The following is a 20,397-nucleotide window of genomic DNA, read 5'->3' as shown; positions in this document are numbered from 1 at the left end:
TATAGAAGTTCGAAAGGGAGAGGATCACATGAGCTTTTCTAAAGAGGATATTTTACGCATTGCCAAGGAAGAGAATGTTCGTTTTATTCGTCTGCAATTTACGGATCTATTAGGTACTATCAAGAATGTAGAGATTCCAGTTAGCCAATTGGAAAAAGCGCTTGATAATAAAATGATGTTTGATGGTTCTTCCATCGAAGGTTATGTACGGATTGAAGAATCTGATATGTATCTCTTCCCTGACCTAGATACATGGGTAATCTTCCCTTGGGTGACTGATAGTCGTGTAGCTCGTCTGATTTGTGACGTCTACATGCCAGATGGTACACCTTTTGCTGGAGACCCGCGTGGTATCCTCAAACGTTGTCTGAAGGAAGCAGAAGAAATGGGTTTCACAGCTATGAACGTTGGACCAGAACCTGAATTCTTCCTATTCAAGACAGACGAAAGAGGCAATCCTACTACGGAATTGAACGACCAAGGTGGATACTTTGACTTAGCGCCAACGGATTTAGGGGAAAACTGTCGTCGTGAAATCGTACTGACCCTTGAAGAAATGGGCTTTGAAATCGAAGCTTCCCACCATGAAGTAGCTTCGGGCCAGCATGAAATTGACTTTAAATATGCTGACGCGATTACTGCTGCTGACCAAATTCAAACCTTTAAGCTCGTCGTGAAAACGGTAGCCCGTCAACACGGCCTGCATGCAACTTTTATGCCTAAACCATTGTTCGGTATCAACGGATCTGGTATGCACGCTCACCAATCCTTGTTTAAAGGCAAAGAAAACATGTTCTACGACGAAAGCGACAAGCTGGGTCTGAGCAAAACTGCACGTTACTACATGGCTGGTATTTTGAAGCACGCTCGTGCTTTTGCAGCGATTACTAACCCAACAGTGAACTCATACAAACGCCTTGTTCCTGGTTATGAAGCACCTTGCTACGTAGCTTGGTCTGCAAGTAACCGTAGCCCAATGATTCGTATTCCGGCTTCTAGAGGTCTTAGCACACGTGTTGAGGTTCGTAACCCGGACCCGGCAGCTAACCCTTACCTCGCACTTGCTGTTATGTTGAAAGCAGGTCTTGACGGAATTAAACGTAAGCTTGATCTTCCAGCTCCGATAGACCGTAACATCTATGTGATGTCTGAAGAAGAGCGCATCGAAGAAGGCATTCCAAGCTTGCCATCCGATTTGAAAGAAGCACTTAGCGAAATGATCCGCAGTCATGTTATCACCGAAGCTCTCGGCGAACATGCTTTGGCTCACTTCTACGAGCTAAAAGAAATCGAATGGGATATCTACCGCACACAAGTTCACGAGTGGGAAAGAGCGCAATACATGACTCTTTACTAGAATAAATCAGCCCTTGGCGCTCTAAGCGTTAAGGGTTTTTTTCTGTGTGGGTAAGGTTTGGAGGTTTTGTGGAAGGTTAATGAGCGCCCCCGTAATGCCCCCTAAAAATGTAGTTTCATTCGAGGATACTTCTCATATGAGCTTCAAATTTCTCCACACTGCTTTCATTTATTTTCTTTGAAATATGTGTGTATATGTCCGCTGTGATTCTCATACTACCGTGACCTAAACGTTCTTGTACGTACTTCATATCGTTACCAGTCTCAAGTAAAAGGACAGCATGAGTGTGTCGAAGAGAATGGATCGGCAGCGCTGGGAGACCAATACGTTTCAAAATTCGCAAAAAAGAATTGAATAGAGAGGATTTCGGCTAACCCGTGATGAAGCCGCGGCATGTGTTAAGCCACTTTATATCACAGGTGGACCCGGATGGCGTCCGGAACGTCCGAAAGGCTGGACAATTCTTCCGAAATATCGTGTGCGGAACTTAAAGTTCATGTGGAAGCTACAGAACAACCTATTGCTTATCTTCATGTGCGAAACGCAATACCACCCGTAAGAAGGTGAAGAAGGAAATATCTCCTTTGAAGCAAAAGATATTCGCTGAACACAAACCAGGAAAGAGTACGGCAGATAGAGGGGAATTTCCGCGAGATTAGATTGCTTGAGTTGTTTGAGACCAACGATCTAAAGAACTTCACTGCAATGTTTACTGGTGCTCTTAATGGCTATGCTGCACAGGGGTCTTATCATCCAAATGATCGATTTGAAGATTATAAGATTTGTATAACAACGAGATTATTGCATTATTGGTTATCAGGAATGCTGAACAGTTAGCTACAAGAGGCAAATAGATATGAAAAAAGAGCTGTTTTCACAGCCCCTCTGGAATAGAAAATTACTCAGGCATGATCCAAACAATCTCACATATCCGGACAAAGAACTTTCTACCTCTAGTATCTAACACAACATGGTCTGGTTTGACATCAACTACACATCCGCTGACTCCACCACGAGTAGTTTCTAACACTACTTGTTTTCCAATAACAGATTTTAAGGTTTCTACAACATATGGATCAACAGGGTATACCACGATGGGTTGTGGCATTTGGTGCATTTGATGCATTGAATTCATTTGGTTCATTGGATAGTTCAACATATTACCTCCCAATTGGTTATACGTCATCCTATGCTGATGCCTAGCCAATGTACTGGGCAGTAACCCATTTTCAAAGTAAGGCTAAGCCATTAATCGGGGATAGCCCCAGTAGCGGAACCTCATTTATCTTTAGGAGTTTTGGGTTTACCTGTCTGAGGCAAGGCAACACCAAAAACAATTCCTAAACCAATACCTAATGCAATGTTGTGGAATGCAAATCCAAAAGCAACAGCAAAGCATATTCCTAGACCCAAGCCGTAAAAATTTTTATTTTTATCCCTATGTAACACTCCGATTTCAATTATTTAACAATTGTACGTGGCTTATCAAAATAAGTTTCGTTAGTCCCAGGGAGGGAAAAGACATGGAAACATGGGATAAATACCGTTGTGAGTGCGGCAGGAAATACGCGATTGAGCAGATCTCGGGCGATGAACTGGAGGAACCAGCTTGCCCGGAGTGTGGCGTAACGAATAGTGAGTTGCTGACGGATGAATAAGCAGCAGATTCTGTTCTGTATCGACTACAACCTTGAAATTATCGCTGATTTTGAACGGGATATACAAGGAGCTGAAAAGCAACTGCTTCAATGCAGGCGAGATTATAACACTCGGAGCACAGATCCGGGCTGGTGAAATGATTGAGTGGCTTGAGAAATCAGGACTGATAACGGAAGACAAAGTAATCATGCATTCATGCTACGAAGCTCGGAAGGAAAAATACAAGGATAAGGTTTGGACGGTGAAGTCGGAACCGTGGGACTTGTGCGGATCAGAGGTAGTGCTGCTGGAAGGTTTTAATGGCGGGTTTGCCACTGAATATCTAAAGAAGGTAGAGGGTTAACCACCCTCTCCCATATAAAGGAGAGGACAAATAACCAGTATGTATTGAAAGAACAATTATGCAAACAAGTTGCTCAGCGCCAGGGGTTGGACAAATGCGGAGACTATAATCGGGGGATGCTTGGTGACCTCAAACGATCGATGGCGAGATAAAATAAACCCAACCAAGGTATGAAAATTGTCAGTATGACAGCAATAACAATCTTCCATATTTCGGATTTCTTTTTCCACATAACTCTAGCAACAAAAATTGGAACAAGTATACGTAGTGCATATATTCCAATACCAATGAGTATATATTCCATTTCAAATTCTCCTTGTGTATTATTTATTCTCTTTTTACTATTGGTTGGAAAATAAATCATTATTAACATTGCTTCAATTTATTTGAAAATACGATGAAGAAATGAGGCAAAGCCATGAAGTCCATAACCATCATTCAGCCGTGGGCAACACTGATAGCTCTCAATGAGAAGAAGTTTGAAACGCGCAGCTGGCCCACAAAGCACAGAGGACCACTCGCTATCCATGCAGTGAAGAAGATTGATAAAGAGGCCTGCGAAGTGCCAGAGATTAAAGCAGCGTTGGCTCGGAACGGTTATACAGTGGACAACTTACCGACTGGGGCTGTGGTAGCTATTTCAGAGTTGAAAGATTGCTTCAGAATCCGGCGAGATGTGCTGGGCGGAGTGATTGCCTTAGAATCAGACACTCGAAAAACTCACTTCAATACTCTTGATAAAGAGTATTCCTTCGGATGGTTTGATCAAGGACGCTATGCTTGGGAATTGGCAGACATTAAGCAACTGCTGGCTCCGATTCCAGCCAAAGGGCAACAACAGATTTGGAACTGGGAAGGAGTGCAGTTATGAGTGAATCGGGAAAAATTCCCTTATCCAGCATGACACCAGAACGGATAGAAGAGATAAAGAGAAATTTTAAAGCAGGTTCTCCATGGTGGTTCATGATTGAAAAGGCAGAAATTGCGTATTTAATTCACTCACTAGAAGAGTCACAACAACAGAACGCGCGTTGGAAAGAAGCTGTAAACGGGTTGATGATGGCTGACACAGATGTTCAGAGGGATTTAGCAGAGGCACAGCAGACCATAGCCCGGCAACAGGCGGAGTTGGATGAATATCAAGGGCAAATGAAAATCCTGACCGAGTGGGCGAACGCAGAGGAAATGAATGTTTCTGATTTGATTTCTGAGCGAAATGATCTACAGGAAGCGCTTGAAAAGATTAAATCCGCGGCGCCAAATCCTTTTTATCACATGGCTTCAGATGCTCTGAAGTGAAATAAGGAAGGGAGCAACAAGTCTTGACACAGGTAAAGGATAAGACAAACATTTGCCCCCGAGAGAGGGCAGAGGCGGCATTTATCACGCTTAGTATTGTTAAGTAGACACATAAGGCGTAACAAATGCTATTCGTTTTTCTTCTGTATCAGCTTCTCTATATAAATCCAAACATAGTAAGTAATCCAAAATGCCATCATGGTTGCTAATAATGCATAAGACCTTTTATCGTATGGAAGAGTGAAAGCCAAGATGATCCCTAGAATGAGGAACGGTGGTGAAAGGGTGAAATATTTCTTTTTATGCAATTTATCTATCTCCTTATTATTAATTAGTTATAAGTACATTATCACTATTAACAAATTATAGGAAGTGTGGACATGATCCTATGCGATCTACCATACGGCACAACGCAGAGCCCTTGGGATTCTATCCTGCCGTTTGATCAGCTATGGAAGGCATATGAACGGATCATTAAGGATAACGGGGCAATCGTCTTATTTGCTAAAGCCCCATTTGATAAGGCACTCGCAGCCAGCAATATGAAATTATTTAAATATGAATGGATATGGGAAAAGAACAAGGCAACAGGACACTTAAACAAAGGTCATGCCGCTGCAAGCTCATGAAAACATACTAGTCTTTTATAAAAGGCTGCCGATCTATAATGCTCAAATGAGTTAGGGACATAAACCAATGAATGCAGCGACTAACAACCATAAATCATCTGTTTATGGTGATGAAATTCCGTGGTCAAACGAGGCTGGGAAGACTGAGAGATTGCCGCGCAGTGTCTTGTACTATCCGGTAGTTAACAACGATGATCCTGAACTAATCCATCCAAATCAAAAACCAGTGGAGTTGTGCGAATACCTCATACGCACCTACACCAACCCTGGGGAAACCGTCCTAGACAATTGTGCTGGAAGTTGTACAACGGCTGTGGCTGCATCAAGGACTGGAAGAAAATATATCGCTATAGGGCGTAATGAACGACATGCTGCAGACGGAATGGAACGGTTGAAGAATATGCAATTAACGTTGTTCTAAGGGGCGAAGGCGATCGTCCGATAGCATAAACCCAGCAACAAGGGGGCCGCACCAGATCATTAAGGGAGTAGGAGTATCCCTCCTCTCCCAAAGGTACAGTAGACGCATACTGCGACATAAAAAAAGATAAAAGTGATTATGCACCCTTATCTTTTTCAAGCAATTCTATTATTCTGTCTAATTTTTTCTCTATGCTAGCATTTTTATCTGAAACCTTGTTTTTAGTAAGATAATCTCTTTTTAACAGTAAAACCAAGGGAATCGCCCAAATAAATGCCAATGGTATTAAAAAAATATATTGCAAGATAACACCTCATTAATAGTTATTGTTTTATTATAACAAACTAAAACTAAAAAAAAGAACTTATTTGAAGTTATTTACTGCGCAGTACGAAGATACATGACATTAAGGGATAGAGGAGGTTACAGCACTCCTCACCCAAAGTTTATGACGCAGTAGACGCATACTGTGAAGCAAAAGTATTTACAACTTAGATTTCTCTTTATACTTTGACCAATTTATCCAAGATAAACTTATAAAACCTAACGCCATAAGCAGAATTTGTATTGGATCTCGATAAATATCGAATATAATTCCGATGCCAACAGAGAGAGGTATTAATATAAGACAAATAATAGAAAGCCATTTATTAATATTTTGATTTTCCTTCTTTATGTTATTCATGTTTATCCCCTTTCAAATAAATGATAATTATTTACAAATGTATTATATCATGCCAACTTAGGTTGATGTCCACATGCTGCACAGTACGAAAATACTGGGACAGAGATGGGTTAATAGCCCTCCTCTCCCACAAGGAGGATATAAATGATGGAATTGGCTGTACTGAACTTATAAGGGGGCTGAGACACATGGATAAGCATGACATTGTATACGTTTTGATTAACACGCTGCATGGAAAGGTAGAAATGGCAACGCAAAACGATTCTGAGGCATGGGCATTTTATCGGGATATGAAGGGAATTCGAATACAAGTGTTCATGAACATGAATCTGATTGCAAGTATAGAGCCTACAGTATCAGCGCTGGATTAATTTAGGGGGCTGAGACCCCAATCAAAGGAGACGATACACGATGAATACTTATGAAGTATGGGTCCAGTGGAACGAATGGGATGATCCTTGGTGCAGACGAACAGTACAAGGTGAAACTGCTGGGAAGACTAAGTATTCATTTTGGGAATACCTTCAGGATGGATTGTGGGAAGAGAAATTCGGTACAGTAGTCAAGAAATTGCGCTGCCGGAAGATCGGCGGTATCAAGGTCAGTGACTTGTTCACCAATCCAGCGACCTTCCGGGAGATTTGCGAGCGCCGTGCAATTGACTTCACATATCAAGGAATGAAGATCGAGGTTGACGGGCAATGTGGCGTGATGGTGGGTGGCAATCACTCGGGAAATATTGACGTTTGCTTCGAGGGGAAATACTACGCTGAGAACTGCCATCCCTGGTGGCGTACTAAATACTTTGATCGTAAAGGAAATTTGATTAAAGAATTCTTGGACTAATAGAGGTATAAGGGGGAGAAAAGTATGAAAGAAGTAAATGCAGATTTGTACCATGTGCTCAATGAAAACGAAACTGGCCTATATACTCAGGAATTTCATAAGAACAAAACGGTATATGCCTACGTTCATATTGATTTTTCAGACTTGGAGGACTTCGCAGAAGCCGTAGGTACCTATCCGTTTGAAGAGGGCGGCATGAAAGTCACGATGTTTGAGAGAACAATTTGCATTGACTTGAATGACATCATAGAAGGGTAAGGACATAGCTTGAGTAGTTATAAAAAATGCTTCGAAGAAGACACTTGGGACAGGTACAAAGAGCAGATCGAAGAGATGGAACTTGACTATTAGGCCGAAGGCCATCGAATCAGATCGAATAATTCCAGTAAAATGGGGCCCGGGTAATCATAGATCTTAACCATTAAAGATATACCAAAGTAATCCATAAGCGATTCCGAAGTAAGCAATCACACCCAGTAAAGAGATGGACAAAAGAATAATGATAACTTTCTTACCGTTCATAAAATTCACCTCTTATTTAATATAGCACGGGTTGAGAGAGGAACAAGAGACTTTGATAATCCGAAAGCGAGGAAATCATAATAAGCGATTGGTACTCAGGAATCAAAAGCAAGGAGATTGAATCTACAGGCGGTGGGCAAGGAAAGATTAAGAGATCACAACTCACGGAGGAAGAGAGAGCAAACCTAGATTCGAAATATCCCAAACCTATTGGTAAGGCTGCTGAGCGTCCATTTGTGATAAAGAGATCCGTAGAATGAGATACAAGGACACTCAAAAAGCATTGTCGGACGGGCATAGACAGTTTATCTTTACTGAAAGCCCAAGAAAACCTGTAGAAGTGCTGAAGTGGGGACCGAGTTGGGTTAGATTCAAAGATGCATACAACACATATCCTATCAGTACAATCATGAAGATGTTCTCTGATGGTGGAATGTATTTATACAGAAAAAAGCCCTGATGCGTCAGGCCAATAGCAGCTTTTATCCTCGACCAAATTGTACCACAAAGGGGAATGAGGATGAACATCGCCAATAGCAAGGCTCCTGCAGTAAAGGTAACGGACTTAGCTCCAGCAATTGCCCTAAACTATCGACTCTCCCTTAAAGGCGCGGAGCGAGCATATAGGAAGGCTGATGCTGAAGATAAAAAGGTGATTTCTGGAATGAATCTGACTGTGAGTTTGTCATTGAGTGGCTGAATTCAGGACTGAGACCAGGGAATAAGCGTGGGATAGAAAGGCGAGCAGTATATCAGCGTGAGATACTGATGGACCCTATTCGAATGCAATCATTTATCCAACAAAGTAATGCAGGGAGTCCAAGTAATTTATCAGAGTGGCAAAGATTTCAGATTGAAGATGCATTATCAACATTGAGTCCTCGCGAAAAGGAATGTTATGTATTAGCTTTTGGCAATTGCTACTCGCGTATTCAAATTGCTTATCTTCTTGGAATGAAAAAGGAGAGTGTTAACGAGTATATTGCCCGAGGGCAGGTGGAAGTTGGAAAATCACTTCAAAATAGTTTGTTTTTATGTGATTAAATTGACAACATCTCTTTTGTAACCGATGTATAATTAAGGAATAATTTTCCTATATTTGAATTGATTTCTTCTAGATCTATTTCTATGAACATCATTGCGAGCGCTCGCCTTCAAATGATAGAAATAGAACCTCATCATGAGATTTGATGAAATGGGTATTACTTACTTTTTATCAAAGGAGGCGACAACATTCTAATCGTCTATAATGGAGTTTAATTGGGAGAGGTTGAAATCTGACTAAATGAAAATTAAAGGAGTGGACTTATCTTATGAAACGGTTACTCAATAGGAAATGGTTGATAGCGATTCTGGCACTTGTATTTATTGGATCCGCAGCATCTGCTGCATTTACTCAGACGATGCATGCTGCTGGAACGAACCCTAAAGTCATTATAAATGTAAATAGCAATAAAGCATTGGGAGTCAGTGGATGGGATAAACAAGCGGATGGGGCGCTTATCATACAATGGCACTTTAATTGGAATTCCATTGTTAATGATCAAAAATGGTATTTCGAAGATCTAGGAGACGGCTATTATCACATCAGAAACGTAGAAAGCGGAGATTTACTGGAAGTCAGCGAATCGTCTACATCCGATGGTGCTAATGTGATTCAATGGCCGGATAATGGCGGATGGAACCAGCAATGGAAAGTTGTTCCAACCAATCTGGATAGAGGTGACTCGTCGTATATTATCAACCGAGGTAGCGGCAAGTATTTGGATATATCGGGACAATCGACATCCGATGGAGGACAGGCTATCCAGTGGGATTATAATCGCGGCGCCAATCAACGCTGGTTCATTCCGCCTGCATCGTAACACATATGAAGCTAATGCCACGCCGTTTCTACACATAGAAACGGCGTGGTTTTTTAGATAGAGAAATTCAAGTTGAACATCCGACACGTATAGATAATTATAGATTCGGAATACAAGTGGCGAATACAGTTTTTGAAGACACTCTTTGTTAAATTTCATATCCTCTCTTTATTTGGAATATCGATGTCCGAAGTATAGTCCAGCAAATGCAGCACCGAATGCTCTTGCGCTGTTATATAAGGTGTCAAATTAATGTTCATAAATATCCTCCTTATCTAGTGTTGGTGAATCAAATCTATAACAAAGAAATCAATAAAAACAATGAGATTTTTAATTATTTTGAAAGTTGTCACCCGATAGCCACCTATATATAGGAGGAACCTATTAATTATTCGACTCTTATAATGAATGCTGTGTGAAAAACCCACGCCAGCCGATGAGCTCACGGTTAATTGAGCTCGACAATGATATAATAAAGATGTGGTGACCATAGCTGAATATTATTAAACAAAAAACGGAAAGCATCCTCTTAGGTGTGCTGTTCGTTTTTTTTGTTTATGTTATTTCATTAGCAACGACTTTTACATTCAGCTTCAGCAGCATTAACAGCTAATTTGCAAGCTGCTACCGCAATGGGATTACTTAGATTATTGCAAGCATCTCTACCGGCGTTAGCAGCTGCGGAACATAGATCCTCATAGGCTCCCATCAAGCCTACATCAGAAAAAGTAACTTCGACAATATCGCTAATTATTTGGAGATCAGATGGAGATACCTTTTGTTTAACAATGGAATTGTTTAAAGCTGGATTGTTAATGGTCATTATTTTTCATTCTCTTTAAAGTGTTTTGTATATTTCAGGATTAAGATGCACTTTGTTTGAAGGGATAATACGCAATTTAAATGTGGATAATTTGTGAGGTTATAAAATACTCTTTAAAATTTTCTTATAACCCCATAATCTAAACCCAAAAAGCTGCAGAGGTGACGGTGAAGTAAGGTACATGGGTAAAGATCCTGAATTGTCGGGGGTGGTGATAATGTAATGCCAAGAGCACGTGATCCAAACCGGGACCGCGCACTAGAGATATGGCGTGAGCACGGTGGGGAAATAACAAACAGGCAGATATCCGAGCAACTGCATATTGATGAAAAGAAGGTAGCCGTCTGAAAGCAGCGTGATAAATGGAGTGTTGTACAACAATCATCAAATAATGTTGTACAACAGCCAAAGAAAAAAAGAGTGTTGTACAACAAAAGAAGCCGAAATCCAATAAACAGAAAAAAGAAGTGGCTCGGGGTGATCCACCTGAAGTAGAAGCTGAGCTAACTGACAAGCAAAGAATGTTTGTCCTTGAATATATGCGAGACTTCAACGCAACTAGAGCGGCCTTAGCTGCCGGTGATTCAAAGAGGGCTGCCTATTCCATAGGATGGAAAACCTGAGGAAACCTGAAATACAGGCAGAAATCACAAGGTTGAAGGATCAGATGGTTGGTGAGATCGGGTTGAGCGTTCATCGGGTTATAGCCGAGTATCTTAAAATCGTATTTGCTGATACTTCTGATTATGTGGAATTCAGGTCCCAAGAAGAAACAGTTATGAGTGAATATGGTCCAGTGTTAGATAACGAAGGTGATCCAATTACTAGACCAGTAAGCTATATGTGTTTTAAATCCTCAGAAGAGGTCGACGGAACGTTAGTGAGTGAGGTAAAGCAGGGACGTGAAGGTCTTAGGATCAAGTTTTATGACAAGCTCAAGGCACTGGATAAGCTGGAAAAGTATCTAGGCTACATGGATGAAGAAACTAAGCTTCGCGTTCAGAAACTACAACTTGAAATTAAGGGTATGACTCCTCCAGACGCTAATGATTTGCCAGACGCTGGCTTCATTGAGGCTCTCAAGTCTCAAGCGAGAGGAGTGTGGTCAGATGAAAGTGAAGCGTAAGGATGCAATCTTTAAATAGAAACCATTCTCTAGTAAGCAGATTCAGGTTCTTACTTGGTGGATGTAAGGTGAAAGCCCTCACGCAGATAAAGATGCTTTAATTTTTGATGGTGCAGTCCGCTTTGGTAAAACATCTTCAATGTCCTTTTCATTTATTGTTTGGGCTACTGAAACCTTCAACGGCGAGAACCTGGGGATGGCGGGAAAGACTATAGGTGCTCTTCGACGGAACCTTATAGGGCCGTTGAAGCAAATGCTTAAATCCAGAGGATACACTGTAGTGGATCATAGGGCAGAGAACTATCTTACTATCAGCAGGAGGCCGGTAAGTAAAGACTTCTACTTGTTTGGGGGTAAGGATGAACGAAGTCAAGATTTGATACATGGGATCACGCTTATAGGAATGTTTTTGATGAAGTGGCCTTGATGCCGCGCTCATTTGTAGAACAAGCGACTGCTCGATGTTCTGTAGATGGGGCAAAGTATTGGTTTAACTGTAACCTGTTAAGACAGAGGATCGCCGCTACAGCAAATATCATATATCTCTTGTGACTACAGCACCCAAAACCCGATGACGTTCGGGCTGTCGGGGCTTTTTTCTGGTGTCTGGTACAAGGTGAAAGAATACCACTATGACGGTCGCCAGCAGAGCCAACAGAAGACGGATAAAGAGTACTATCATGATTTGGTTGAATTCGTTGGGGATATATCGCTTCAAAGTCTTATCATTGACCCTTCCGCAGCAAGCTTTATAGCTACTGTAAGAAAATACGGAAAGTTTATAGTGAAAAAGGCAAAAAACGATGTGTTAGAAGGCATCCGCAATGTATCCTCAGCACTGAATACCGGAAAGATTCTCTATAATGATTGCTGCAAGGAAACCTTTCGCGAGTTATCGTCCTACATATGGGATGAAAAGGCAGCTGATTGCGGGGAAGAGAAGCCCATTAAGCAACATGACCACCAGATGCACGGTGACCGCTATTTTGTGAACACCATTGTTATGCGTCCAGCTTCGTTCTCATTTGATTAATAGGAGAGGAGGAAACTAATTGAGCACAACAGAAGAGGTTAACCGGATCATTGAAAAAGGTGCGGCATCCGCTATGACAGACGAGGAGATCGTTAAGCAAGAAATAGATGATTGGTTATCATCCCAGGAACGTAAGGAAAAACTTGCTGGTGAACGCTACTACCGGAATAAGGCTGATATCTTAAAACGTAAGCGAATGACCATTGGAGCAGGTGGGGCGCTGGTAGAAGCTACAAACCTCGCTAATAATAAGATCGTTCACGGATTCTTGCGAAAGCTCGTTGATCAGAAAGCCGGTTATCTGCTGAGTAAGGAAATGAGCATCCAGACAAAGAACAAAGTTTATGATGAACTGTTGACAGGGATTTTTGATAAAGGATTTAAAAGACTATTAAAAAACCTGTTGAAGGAGAGCGTTAAAAAGGGGTGCGCATGGTTGCATGTTTATTTAAGAAGGGAGTGCCCTTTCAGCGATGGCTGTTGAGGCACTCCCTTCTTTTTGAGGATATTCTTGAGCAATAACAAACTTCATTAATTTAGTCGTCTGAATAGGCTTATAGGTTCGCATACAAGGTTGCTATCGGACCTATCGGACCGCGATGCAGTTATTGGCCTGAAAAGTACCCAATTATGCTCTAAAGAAGCAACAAGGTTACTGGAGTCCGAAACCCTGCACAAAAGACGATTATTTTGTAAATAACGTCATCTGAGTCCAAAACTCGAAGAAGAGGACTCTCTCCGTTAGTGGAGAAACTAAGTAGACACCAGAAGGGCTGCAATACCAATCGCCACAAGAAATAGCACCTGAGCACATACCCATGATTCCTCGATTATGTGCATTCTCGTCATACATCATTTTAACTTTTCCAATTAGTAGTGCAGAATAATGTTAGAATATCTTATATATAGATATACAATACTTTCCTGGGAGGAGCACTAATATGCGCATTTTCATATATATAGGACTGGCTTTTTTTGTGATCTCTGGTATATGTGTTGGCGGATTTACGACAGGTACTCAGCAAAGAGGGAATTTTTATTCAGAATCCAAAGAAGACCGTAAAATTAAAAACAAAGTAGCGAATTGGTCTGCTTTAGGAGGGGTTCTTTCCTTGGCTATAGCTGGACTAGTATATTTGTTGTGATATTTACCACACTCAAATTCAAGAGTGGTAAAGAGTGCAATACATGACTTTTTACTAGAACCTTTAGACCCTTGATGTCGTTGCCGTTGATGTTTTTTATATTTATAGTTCTAGTAAAATGGAATTTAATATAACAGTCACAATTATTCTTATCATCTGACATTATTTTATATTTTTCTTGCAAAGGTATATCTTTCATAGGATAATATGGGTATATTTTCCTAGCAAAAGTTGGAAGTGGATATTATCTGAGAGGAAGTAGAATATTGAAAACAAAGAAACCTTTTTTTAAAAAATGGTGGTTTTGGCTTATTATTGTTTTTGTTGTAATAGGGGTGATTGGATCACAGGGGAATGATAGTGAACCTACAGTATCAAAATCAGAACCAGCAGTGGCAAAGGTAGATGATACTGCAGCAACAGAGAAACCGGTCGAAAAGGAAAAGCCTACCAGCAAGCCTACAGAAGAGCCAAAGGAAACGATGATAACTGAAGTTGGACAAACCATCACAACTAAGAATTTTAAGCTTACAGTTGAATCTCTGGAAAAGCCTAAGGGAAATGATTATGTACAACCATCAGAGGGTAATGAGTTTGTAGAAATCGGAATTATACTTGAGAATATTTCCAGTAAAGATTATATGGTAAGCTCTATGCTAATGTTCAATGCATACCAAGACAGCTTCTCCATAAATGAAGATCTCTTGGCTCATACTTTGGATAGTCAAGTAGGAACAATGGACGGCGCTTTAGCTGCAGGAAAGAAAATTCGTGGCAAACTAGCTTACCAGCTTCCTAAGGATTGGAAAGAACTTGAAATCAATACTGATTTTACGGTTTTAAGTTTTAGTTCAGATGGAGAAATCAAAATCGTTCTTCAAAATAAATAGGATATTTCACATATAAGAGTCTCGCCAAAGCTGGCGGGGCTTTTTTTATTATTAAACCTGATAATCTGCATTTACATAAAGTACCAAACCGATTATATTGAAAGAAAAGCGTAATGGATGAGGGGTGTTATATTTGGCGAAGATTTTTAATGAAAATACAGTTTCATTTAAACAAAAGTTATCTCCGATCCCTGAGTTTGCTTGGCATACGAGTGAGAGGTTAGCTGAGATCGCAAATTCTAAACATCTTGTCTTCGACATAAGATCGCTTGATCCAGATAAGTATTCCTTTCCTTATCATTTTCATAGAAACGCTGAAGAAATATTTGTGATTTTGACGGGAAAAGCGATGTTAAGAACTCCCGAGGGTTTTAGTGAGGTTTCTGAAGGTGATGTACTATTTTTTGAAATAGGACCTGAAGGAGCGCATCAACTTTATAATCATACGGATGCCCCTTGCAAGTATCTTGATCTCCGAACGAACCAGGGCATAGATGTTTGCGAATATCCGGACTCAGGTAAAATCAACATTCTCCCCTATCAAGAAATTTATCAGGCGGATCAACAAGCGGACTATTATAAAGGAGAAGAGCAGGTAAGGGAGAAATGGAACGGAATGGAGGATCACACTTGATTCAAGATCGATGGTTCACAGTCACGAAAATTGATCCAATTACTTATGCAATCAGTGAATATGGACATTGGGAAAAGGTGCACTCTTTTTTGTTGTTAGGGAAAGAACAAGCGGTGTTGATTGATACGGGATTAGGCATCGATAATATAAAAAGAATAACGGATCAGTTAACGGATTTACCTATCGCTGTCATCACTACGCATGTGCATGCAGACCATATAGGCAGTCATGGACAATTTGAGACGATCTATGTTCATAAAGAGGATGAGGATTGGCTAATTAATGGAATACGAGGTTTGACCCTTGCCCAGATCAGAAAAGATATGAGCCGAGATATTACTCTTCCTGTTCCTGAGACATTTGATCCTAATAGGTATACGCCTTATCAAGGGAAACCAACAGCTCTATTGCGAGAGGGAGATGTGCTTAATTTAGGCGGGCGTAGATTAGTAATTTACCACACACCGGGTCATTCGCCAGGTCATATTAGCATCTTTGATCATGCCAACGGGTATCTGTTTACAGGGGATTTGTTGTATGATGTTACGCCAATTTATGCTTTTTATCCCTCTACTAGTCCGGCAGATTTAGTGGCTTCTTTAGAAAAGATTGCGCAAATTCCAAATGTATCTCAAGTATTCGGCTCTCATAATACGTTGGGTCTAGATCCAGCTATTTTGCAAGAGGTTATGAAGGCAGTTCGTGAACTACGTGAACGGGATCTTGTCGCTCATGGTACGGGCATTCACCGATTTAACGGATTTAGTGTGCAATTTTAAAATGAATGTTGGATGCAGCGAAAACGGCCCTCTCAAAAGGACCGTTTTTTTGTCTTTCCTTAAGGTTTTCAAAATTTCTAATTGGGAAAGGTAAAGTGAAGTAATAATAGGCGGAAGGGGGGCATTCATTCGGATACGATCGACCTGAAGAAAGCATGTAATTGTTGGACTTGGGAGTAAGCTTCTTTGTATTGATTATCGGATTGTTGAATGGGCAATAAGCCTGGCAAGAAGGAAATACTATACACAGGTATTTCATTGCTGTTCATGTATATTTTAAGCGTAAGTTCCTCAATAACATCAGCCTCTTCGTCAAAGCTATTAACCACATTAATATCCGCACTTGAAGCAGTTGATTTGCTGTTTTGTTGTCGTTTAGATACTTTTGAAAGGGTTAGTGCGTTAACAACAATCTCTGATCCCATTATATTGTCGAACGAGTATAGCTTTGCTATTGCTTTTTTGCTTGTTTTCGGATTGCTGGTACCTATTGCTATTTTTTTATAAGGTTCATTAAGGGCGATCAAGTGAGATTGATTGGGCGGAATGAATGTTTTGGTGAATATAATATTAAAAGATGAGGTTGCGTTTAACAGCTTAGAAAGTTCAGAAGAAGTAGATAGTTTTTTTAATTCTATAATAACGGCACTTAGAATTAAGACTCCTCCTACAATGGCAAACATATACATTAAGAAAATCAGCATGTAATCACACCTCCAATGATCTCAGTAGAGCAAGATTTATTGCTTATTGAAAGATATGCCTGAATTCTCTCTACTAGTATCTGTTAAGAGCGAAAATCGTGGGAATTTAGGAAACGACTACTGATTAGAAAAGAGAAAGCACCCAGAGATCTGCCGATTTTGCAAGCTGAGTGCAAAATTGGGGCAACTGCTGGAGTGCTTTGTTGAGAGCTTTTTAAAATAAATATGTCAAGATCATAAGAAATTGAAGGCTGTGATTTGATCAGTATAAACAATTAGCTGTTTGTATTCGATCGGAGATTCATAGTGAGTATAGGGTCTTACAGAAACATCATTAAGGACTACAAAGTTATAGCTGAAATTTTTATCGGGATGTTCCGCACCTAAATAAGATATGTATTCATCTACAATGACATCATCCATTAGAGATTTTAAGTCAAAAACATCCTCTTTATTGGAGGTGGAAGGGGAGATGGTCCCTTGAATACTGCCGAATGAGGTGAGTAAATTTACTTTTTTTCCACCCGCTTGATCGTTATTTAACAATAAGCCAGAGAGTTTAACAAGTGCATCGACTTTAAAATCGACGAGGGTTCTAATTTTTGAGTTGTTCAAAACGAGACACTTCCTTTCAATTTGAAATCCTGTTAACATTATTCGACATATAACCACATAATTCCTATTAGGTCATCAAAAATACATAAATACAAACACGCCCCCTCCATTGAACCATGAGTGAGGCGTGTTTATCTATAGAGATAGATTTAATTCCTGATCGTTACTCGTGTTCCAATCGGTACAATCGCAGCTAGTGCTAACACATCTTCATTGTACATACGAATACAACCGTGGGATACTTCGTGCCCTATGGATGAGGGATCATTATTTCCATGTATCCCATAGTGAGGCTTAGATAGCCCCATCCAAAAGACCCCAAATGGACCACCTGGATCGGGTTGTTTGTTGATGATTGTGAATTCACCGAGTGGTGATTGAGTTAACATTTTACCGATTCCGACTGGGAAGCCCCTGATCACAATGTCGTTATCAAGAAGATAAAGCATACGCTGCGTCAGATCAACTATAATCCGGTAATTTGGCATTGTGCAACACTCCTTTCTAATTAAGATATGAGGAGGATGCCTAAACGGTTATTCATTAAAAATGGTCATTTTAGCCTATGAGAACAAATGTTCTGTAATTGATAAATGGAGTTTGATAACAATAAAAAAGCTATTCTGCATTTGCAGAACAGCTTTTTTAAAAAAATAAAAGAAAGTATATATTTTTACGATATACCCTATCCTTATACTTCTCGTAGAAACGGATACCGTCCTTTAGGACGGTATCCGTTTTCGCTAGGTAGGAGTGCAAACTTAGTGGATATCTCGAAATAATCCGATAACTCTGCCGAGAATGGTTACGCGATTAAGGCGAAGAGGCTCGTACGCCGGATTCTCCGGCTGAAGACGTATATGATCACGTTCTTTATAAAAAGTCTTAACGGTTGCTTCATCTTCTTCGGTCATAGCTACAACGATATCTCCGTTATCAGCCGTTTGTTGTTGACGAACAATAACATAGTCGCCATTCATAATCCCAGCTTCGACCATACTGTCACCTTGAACCGATAACATAAATACTTTGTTATCTCCAACATAGTGAGTTGGAAGCGGGAAGTAGTCTTCAATATTCTCAGTAGCAGTGATAGGAACCCCGGCGGTAACCTTACCTACGACAGGAATGCGAGCGACGGTTTGCGCGAAATGATGGACATTCTCGGAATCCTCTTGGCCAAGCAATTCTATCGCACGAGGCTTCGTTGGATCTCGACGGATAAGTCCCTTCTTCTCTAGCCGATCTAAATGACCGTGAACTGTGGAGCTGGAAGCAAGACCAACAGCTTCTCCAATCTCCCGGACGGAAGGAGGATAACCCTTGCTGCGGACTTCGCTACGTATAAATTCCAGGATCGCCAGCTGGCGACTTGAAATCTTTGACATTGGAATCAACCCCATATAGTAATGTTTGGGAAAATTATAACATAGAACTACCGTTCGCACAAACATAAGTTCTAACTATTATAAATATTAATTCGAAAGAGTTAATAAATGGTAGTCTTGTATTGATTGCGTTTCCTTCATCTAAACGATAAGAGTGATTCTTTATATGAAGAATATGGTAAATATTAACCTCTGAAAAAAAGAGAACAATTGTTCTAAAATAGTATTGAAGAAAACACATGTTCGTGTTATTATAATTTCAAAAGTAAGAACAAGTGTTTGGAGGATGATATTCATGTTAAAATACAGTACATACCGTAGCATCTACGATAAAGCCCCAGTGGTTGAATCTTTAGGACATAATCCTATTACCCGTTATTCAGCTCAGATTAAAGAGATTACAGAGTTTTTGCTTGAAGGCTTGATGCGTTTGTTCCGTAGAGATTTTGTTATTAAACTGACATTGATCATCGTGCTCGTACTATCAGGACTTACAGTAGTAGGTAATGTATTTGCAGGATCTACTACTTTAATGAAGGATGAGAAGCGCGTAGTGGTTGAACGTGGAGATACACTTTGGAGTATTGCTCTTGAGAATAAACCTTCTGATATGAAAACGGCTGTATATATAGAAGGAATTAAAAAATCCAATGGCATTAAAGGTAGTCAGATTAATGCTGGAGATATTCTCACTTTACCTATATATTAATATTCTAAGAACATAATAAGAGGACATGAAGAGCTTGCAGGGAGTAAACCTTGACAAGCTCTTTTTCTCATGGCAGAGTTAGAATTAATTTATAAGGGGAGGGAAAGTTTTGAATATTGATGAGTTGGTCGCGCGTATTAACGAATTGGCACGCAAACAGAAGAGCGTAGGCCTTAATCAAGAGGAAACGGCGGAACGCGCCAAGCTTCGTGAAATTTATTTGGGGAATATTCGCAATAACTTCCGAGCACAATTGAATACGATTGAATTGGTTGATAATGATGAGCATGAACAAGGTAACAAGGGGCGTAAGCATTAACACCCTGTTCCTTTTCATAGATATTACTGGATGACTAGGGGGAACGCATATGGCCCGTTCTTGGGAAAGAATGGTTCAACGCAACACGCAGCAAATTAATAAGCAAAGAAAGAAACAGGGGAAGGAAACGATTTACGCATCTAAATCTAAATCTCCTGGTAAGAACAGTGAAACCTTTAAAGGCCGTAACATTGCATTTCCATTAGTGTTATTAGTGCTTGGTACTATGTTTTGGATGGTTGGTTCAGTGGACCAGGCCAAAGGTAATGGTATGCTTATGAACTGGCTAGGAGTCGTTTTGTACTACTTACTAGCGGCACTTCTGTTCTTCCGACGTCCGTACTTGAAGGTAGAGAATGCTAGACTATCTACTATAAAATTCAACCGCGAACGTTATCTGCCAGCTTCTGATATTGAGAAAATCATCCTTTCGCGTGGAGCTGTTGTAATTAAGCATAAAGGCAAACGCACGAAATGGATTTTTACCAGACTTATGAATCGTTATGATACCAATGCAATGGGGACTCGACTGGAAGCATTCGCAAAAGCTCACCAAATTGAAGTAGTTCACGAATAGAAATTAACCAGCCATGGGAGAGGGAGACC

The 20,397-nt window shown here is 40.4% G+C and carries 31 protein-coding genes and 2 pseudogenes; 25 read left to right on the top strand and 8 right to left on the bottom strand.

The features are described from left to right. Window positions 1-28: 28 nt before the first annotated feature. Entirely contained in the window at window positions 29-1,357 is a 1,329-nt protein-coding gene (gene glnA, locus MKX60_RS22340) for a type I glutamate--ammonia ligase (RefSeq protein WP_042128352.1), read from the top strand. A gap of 115 nt (window positions 1,358-1,472) precedes the next feature. On the opposite strand, the pseudogene MKX60_RS22335 reads toward glnA, so the two are convergent. Both MKX60_RS22335 and MKX60_RS22330 read right to left on the bottom strand, forming a co-directional pair. Beyond that, a pseudogene (locus MKX60_RS22335) lies at window positions 1,473-1,727 on the bottom strand (tyrosine-type recombinase/integrase); the annotation flags it as partial. Window positions 1,728-2,255: 528 nt separating this feature from the next. Beyond that, entirely contained in the window at window positions 2,256-2,501 is a 246-nt protein-coding gene (locus MKX60_RS22330) for a DUF2642 domain-containing protein (RefSeq protein ID WP_076298864.1), read from the bottom strand. Between the two features lie 379 nt (window positions 2,502-2,880). Between MKX60_RS22330 and MKX60_RS22325 the strand changes: the two genes are divergently transcribed. From MKX60_RS22325 to MKX60_RS22300, 6 genes are all read left to right on the top strand, one after another. Continuing rightward, entirely contained in the window at window positions 2,881-3,015 is a 135-nt protein-coding gene (locus MKX60_RS22325) for a hypothetical protein (protein WP_341061007.1), read from the top strand. Between the two features lie 32 nt (window positions 3,016-3,047). Then, window positions 3,048-3,359, top strand: a complete 312-nt coding sequence (locus tag MKX60_RS22320) for a hypothetical protein (protein WP_341061005.1) — start codon at window positions 3,048-3,050, stop codon at window positions 3,357-3,359. A 418-nt stretch (window positions 3,360-3,777) separates the two neighbouring features. Then, complete coding sequence (locus MKX60_RS22315) at window positions 3,778-4,230, top strand: ASCH domain-containing protein (RefSeq protein ID WP_076298769.1); 453 nt, start codon at window positions 3,778-3,780, stop codon at window positions 4,228-4,230. Next, entirely contained in the window at window positions 4,227-4,658 is a 432-nt protein-coding gene (locus tag MKX60_RS22310; protein WP_076298768.1) for a hypothetical protein, read from the top strand. The genes MKX60_RS22315 and MKX60_RS22310 overlap by 4 nt, the downstream gene beginning before the upstream one ends. Before the next feature lie 380 nt (window positions 4,659-5,038). Beyond that, the gene (locus MKX60_RS22305) at window positions 5,039-5,287 is read left to right on the top strand and encodes a hypothetical protein (protein ID WP_256716243.1); all 249 of its coding nucleotides are present in this window, start codon (window positions 5,039-5,041) and stop codon (window positions 5,285-5,287) included. Window positions 5,288-5,354: 67 nt separating this feature from the next. After that, window positions 5,355-5,708, top strand: a complete 354-nt coding sequence (locus MKX60_RS22300) for a DNA methyltransferase (protein WP_256716242.1) — start codon at window positions 5,355-5,357, stop codon at window positions 5,706-5,708. A 136-nt stretch (window positions 5,709-5,844) separates the two neighbouring features. On the opposite strand, the gene MKX60_RS22295 is transcribed toward MKX60_RS22300, so the two are convergent. Continuing rightward, on the bottom strand, window positions 5,845-6,012 hold the full coding sequence (locus MKX60_RS22295; protein ID WP_234541773.1) for a DUF4083 family protein: 168 nt from the start codon (window positions 6,010-6,012) through the stop codon (window positions 5,845-5,847). A 569-nt stretch (window positions 6,013-6,581) separates the two neighbouring features. Between MKX60_RS22295 and MKX60_RS22290 the strand changes: the two genes are divergently transcribed. The 6 genes from MKX60_RS22290 to MKX60_RS22265 all read left to right on the top strand — a co-directional run bounded on the left by MKX60_RS22290 (window position 6,582) and on the right by MKX60_RS22265 (window position 9,626). Continuing rightward, window positions 6,582-6,764, top strand: a complete 183-nt coding sequence (locus tag MKX60_RS22290) for a hypothetical protein (RefSeq protein WP_076298766.1) — start codon at window positions 6,582-6,584, stop codon at window positions 6,762-6,764. Window positions 6,765-6,804: 40 nt separating this feature from the next. Beyond that, on the top strand, window positions 6,805-7,239 hold the full coding sequence (locus tag MKX60_RS22285; protein WP_076298765.1) for a hypothetical protein: 435 nt from the start codon (window positions 6,805-6,807) through the stop codon (window positions 7,237-7,239). 24 nt (window positions 7,240-7,263) lie between these two features. After that, a complete protein-coding gene (locus tag MKX60_RS22280; protein WP_076298764.1) occupies window positions 7,264-7,497 on the top strand; it encodes a hypothetical protein in 234 nt (77 codons plus the stop codon). Between the two features lie 784 nt (window positions 7,498-8,281). Continuing rightward, entirely contained in the window at window positions 8,282-8,461 is a 180-nt protein-coding gene (locus MKX60_RS22275) for a hypothetical protein (RefSeq protein ID WP_256716241.1), read from the top strand. An 83-nt stretch (window positions 8,462-8,544) separates the two neighbouring features. Next, window positions 8,545-8,805, top strand: a complete 261-nt coding sequence (locus MKX60_RS22270; RefSeq protein ID WP_341061004.1) for a sigma factor-like helix-turn-helix DNA-binding protein — start codon at window positions 8,545-8,547, stop codon at window positions 8,803-8,805. A 269-nt stretch (window positions 8,806-9,074) separates the two neighbouring features. Next, entirely contained in the window at window positions 9,075-9,626 is a 552-nt protein-coding gene (locus tag MKX60_RS22265) for an RICIN domain-containing protein (RefSeq protein ID WP_076298762.1), read from the top strand. Window positions 9,627-10,194: 568 nt separating this feature from the next. On the opposite strand, the gene MKX60_RS22260 is transcribed toward MKX60_RS22265, so the two are convergent. Next, a complete protein-coding gene (locus MKX60_RS22260) occupies window positions 10,195-10,449 on the bottom strand; it encodes a hypothetical protein (protein ID WP_076298761.1) in 255 nt (84 codons plus the stop codon). Between the two features lie 222 nt (window positions 10,450-10,671). Here MKX60_RS22260 and MKX60_RS22255 point away from each other — a divergent pair, with 222 nt between their 5' ends. The 9 genes and pseudogenes from MKX60_RS22255 (at window position 10,672) to MKX60_RS22220 (ending at window position 16,056) form a co-directional block, all read left to right on the top strand. Continuing rightward, a complete protein-coding gene (locus MKX60_RS22255) occupies window positions 10,672-10,797 on the top strand; it encodes a phage terminase small subunit-related protein (RefSeq protein WP_256716239.1) in 126 nt (41 codons plus the stop codon). Window positions 10,798-10,916: 119 nt separating this feature from the next. Continuing rightward, complete coding sequence (locus MKX60_RS31745; protein ID WP_081382779.1) at window positions 10,917-11,072, top strand: terminase small subunit; 156 nt, start codon at window positions 10,917-10,919, stop codon at window positions 11,070-11,072. After that, window positions 11,060-11,575 (top strand): terminase small subunit, encoded by a 516-nt coding sequence (locus MKX60_RS22250; RefSeq protein ID WP_076298760.1) that lies wholly within the window; start codon window positions 11,060-11,062, stop codon window positions 11,573-11,575. Before MKX60_RS31745 ends, MKX60_RS22250 begins: the two co-directional genes overlap by 13 nt. 40 nt (window positions 11,576-11,615) lie before the next feature. Beyond that, window positions 11,616-12,608 (top strand): annotated as a pseudogene (locus tag MKX60_RS31740) (PBSX family phage terminase large subunit). 19 nt (window positions 12,609-12,627) lie between these two features. After that, on the top strand, window positions 12,628-13,092 hold the full coding sequence (locus tag MKX60_RS22240) for a phage portal protein (RefSeq protein WP_076298759.1): 465 nt from the start codon (window positions 12,628-12,630) through the stop codon (window positions 13,090-13,092). A 457-nt stretch (window positions 13,093-13,549) separates the two neighbouring features. Beyond that, window positions 13,550-13,753, top strand: coding sequence for a DUF5316 family protein (locus MKX60_RS22235; RefSeq protein WP_076298758.1), 204 nt, complete (start codon window positions 13,550-13,552; stop codon window positions 13,751-13,753). Window positions 13,754-14,019: 266 nt separating this feature from the next. Then, complete coding sequence (locus tag MKX60_RS22230) at window positions 14,020-14,643, top strand: DUF4352 domain-containing protein (RefSeq protein WP_076298757.1); 624 nt, start codon at window positions 14,020-14,022, stop codon at window positions 14,641-14,643. A gap of 133 nt (window positions 14,644-14,776) precedes the next feature. Continuing rightward, window positions 14,777-15,277, top strand: a complete 501-nt coding sequence (locus MKX60_RS22225; RefSeq protein WP_052404320.1) for a cupin domain-containing protein — start codon at window positions 14,777-14,779, stop codon at window positions 15,275-15,277. Continuing rightward, on the top strand, window positions 15,274-16,056 hold the full coding sequence (locus tag MKX60_RS22220; protein WP_371916508.1) for an MBL fold metallo-hydrolase: 783 nt from the start codon (window positions 15,274-15,276) through the stop codon (window positions 16,054-16,056). Before MKX60_RS22225 ends, MKX60_RS22220 begins: the two co-directional genes overlap by 4 nt. A gap of 125 nt (window positions 16,057-16,181) precedes the next feature. On the opposite strand, the gene MKX60_RS22215 is transcribed toward MKX60_RS22220, so the two are convergent. The 4 genes from MKX60_RS22215 to lexA form a co-directional block, all read right to left on the bottom strand. Beyond that, a complete protein-coding gene (locus MKX60_RS22215) occupies window positions 16,182-16,760 on the bottom strand; it encodes a hypothetical protein (protein ID WP_076298755.1) in 579 nt (192 codons plus the stop codon). Between the two features lie 234 nt (window positions 16,761-16,994). Then, on the bottom strand, window positions 16,995-17,375 hold the full coding sequence (locus MKX60_RS22210) for a hypothetical protein (RefSeq protein WP_076283533.1): 381 nt from the start codon (window positions 17,373-17,375) through the stop codon (window positions 16,995-16,997). A 149-nt stretch (window positions 17,376-17,524) separates the two neighbouring features. Beyond that, on the bottom strand, window positions 17,525-17,863 hold the full coding sequence (locus MKX60_RS22205; protein WP_042188851.1) for a L,D-transpeptidase: 339 nt from the start codon (window positions 17,861-17,863) through the stop codon (window positions 17,525-17,527). A gap of 273 nt (window positions 17,864-18,136) precedes the next feature. Further along, the gene (gene lexA, locus MKX60_RS22200) at window positions 18,137-18,763 is read right to left on the bottom strand and encodes a transcriptional repressor LexA (protein ID WP_042188849.1); all 627 of its coding nucleotides are present in this window, start codon (window positions 18,761-18,763) and stop codon (window positions 18,137-18,139) included. 295 nt (window positions 18,764-19,058) lie between these two features. Between lexA and MKX60_RS22195 the strand changes: the two genes are divergently transcribed. From MKX60_RS22195 to MKX60_RS22185, 3 genes are all read left to right on the top strand, one after another. Next, window positions 19,059-19,472, top strand: a complete 414-nt coding sequence (locus MKX60_RS22195) for a LysM peptidoglycan-binding domain-containing protein (protein WP_076283534.1) — start codon at window positions 19,059-19,061, stop codon at window positions 19,470-19,472. Between the two features lie 109 nt (window positions 19,473-19,581). Beyond that, entirely contained in the window at window positions 19,582-19,791 is a 210-nt protein-coding gene (locus MKX60_RS22190; protein WP_042188845.1) for a DUF896 domain-containing protein, read from the top strand. Window positions 19,792-19,840: 49 nt separating this feature from the next. Beyond that, entirely contained in the window at window positions 19,841-20,368 is a 528-nt protein-coding gene (locus MKX60_RS22185; RefSeq protein ID WP_076283535.1) for a hypothetical protein, read from the top strand. Window positions 20,369-20,397: the final 29 nt, after the last annotated feature.

Origin of the sequence: Paenibacillus sp. FSL R5-0914 (genome assembly GCF_038004525.1) — a bacterium.
GTDB lineage: Bacteria > Bacillota > Bacilli > Paenibacillales > Paenibacillaceae > Paenibacillus_AQ.
This window is presented reverse-complemented; position numbering and strand designations above follow the sequence as displayed.

What these genes read in the sequence shown, in the direction of transcription:
- MKX60_RS22185 (WP_076283535.1), top strand. Translation starts at nt 19,841, where the DNA reads ATGGCCCGTTCTTGGGAAAGAATGGTTCAACGCAACACGCAGCAAATT.
- MKX60_RS22330 (WP_076298864.1), bottom strand. Translation starts at nt 2,501, where the DNA reads ATGAACCAAATGAATTCAATGCATCAAATGCACCAAATGCCACAACCC.
- MKX60_RS22250 (WP_076298760.1), top strand. Translation starts at nt 11,060, where the DNA reads ATGGAAAACCTGAGGAAACCTGAAATACAGGCAGAAATCACAAGGTTG.
- MKX60_RS22260 (WP_076298761.1), bottom strand. Translation starts at nt 10,449, where the DNA reads ATGACCATTAACAATCCAGCTTTAAACAATTCCATTGTTAAACAAAAG.
- lexA (WP_042188849.1), bottom strand. Translation starts at nt 18,763, where the DNA reads ATGTCAAAGATTTCAAGTCGCCAGCTGGCGATCCTGGAATTTATACGT.
- MKX60_RS22215 (WP_076298755.1), bottom strand. Translation starts at nt 16,760, where the DNA reads ATGCTGATTTTCTTAATGTATATGTTTGCCATTGTAGGAGGAGTCTTA.
- MKX60_RS22280 (WP_076298764.1), top strand. Translation starts at nt 7,264, where the DNA reads ATGAAAGAAGTAAATGCAGATTTGTACCATGTGCTCAATGAAAACGAA.
- MKX60_RS22275 (WP_256716241.1), top strand. Translation starts at nt 8,282, where the DNA reads ATGAACATCGCCAATAGCAAGGCTCCTGCAGTAAAGGTAACGGACTTA.
- MKX60_RS22300 (WP_256716242.1), top strand. Translation starts at nt 5,355, where the DNA reads ATGAATGCAGCGACTAACAACCATAAATCATCTGTTTATGGTGATGAA.
- MKX60_RS22305 (WP_256716243.1), top strand. Translation starts at nt 5,039, where the DNA reads ATGATCCTATGCGATCTACCATACGGCACAACGCAGAGCCCTTGGGAT.
- MKX60_RS22205 (WP_042188851.1), bottom strand. Translation starts at nt 17,863, where the DNA reads ATGCCAAATTACCGGATTATAGTTGATCTGACGCAGCGTATGCTTTAT.
- MKX60_RS22285 (WP_076298765.1), top strand. Translation starts at nt 6,805, where the DNA reads ATGAATACTTATGAAGTATGGGTCCAGTGGAACGAATGGGATGATCCT.
- MKX60_RS22265 (WP_076298762.1), top strand. Translation starts at nt 9,075, where the DNA reads ATGAAACGGTTACTCAATAGGAAATGGTTGATAGCGATTCTGGCACTT.
- MKX60_RS22290 (WP_076298766.1), top strand. Translation starts at nt 6,582, where the DNA reads ATGGATAAGCATGACATTGTATACGTTTTGATTAACACGCTGCATGGA.
- MKX60_RS22255 (WP_256716239.1), top strand. Translation starts at nt 10,672, where the DNA reads ATGCCAAGAGCACGTGATCCAAACCGGGACCGCGCACTAGAGATATGG.
- glnA (WP_042128352.1), top strand. Translation starts at nt 29, where the DNA reads ATGAGCTTTTCTAAAGAGGATATTTTACGCATTGCCAAGGAAGAGAAT.
- MKX60_RS22235 (WP_076298758.1), top strand. Translation starts at nt 13,550, where the DNA reads ATGCGCATTTTCATATATATAGGACTGGCTTTTTTTGTGATCTCTGGT.
- MKX60_RS22315 (WP_076298769.1), top strand. Translation starts at nt 3,778, where the DNA reads ATGAAGTCCATAACCATCATTCAGCCGTGGGCAACACTGATAGCTCTC.
- MKX60_RS22270 (WP_341061004.1), top strand. Translation starts at nt 8,545, where the DNA reads ATGCAATCATTTATCCAACAAAGTAATGCAGGGAGTCCAAGTAATTTA.
- MKX60_RS22310 (WP_076298768.1), top strand. Translation starts at nt 4,227, where the DNA reads ATGAGTGAATCGGGAAAAATTCCCTTATCCAGCATGACACCAGAACGG.
- MKX60_RS22325 (WP_341061007.1), top strand. Translation starts at nt 2,881, where the DNA reads ATGGAAACATGGGATAAATACCGTTGTGAGTGCGGCAGGAAATACGCG.
- MKX60_RS22195 (WP_076283534.1), top strand. Translation starts at nt 19,059, where the DNA reads ATGTTAAAATACAGTACATACCGTAGCATCTACGATAAAGCCCCAGTG.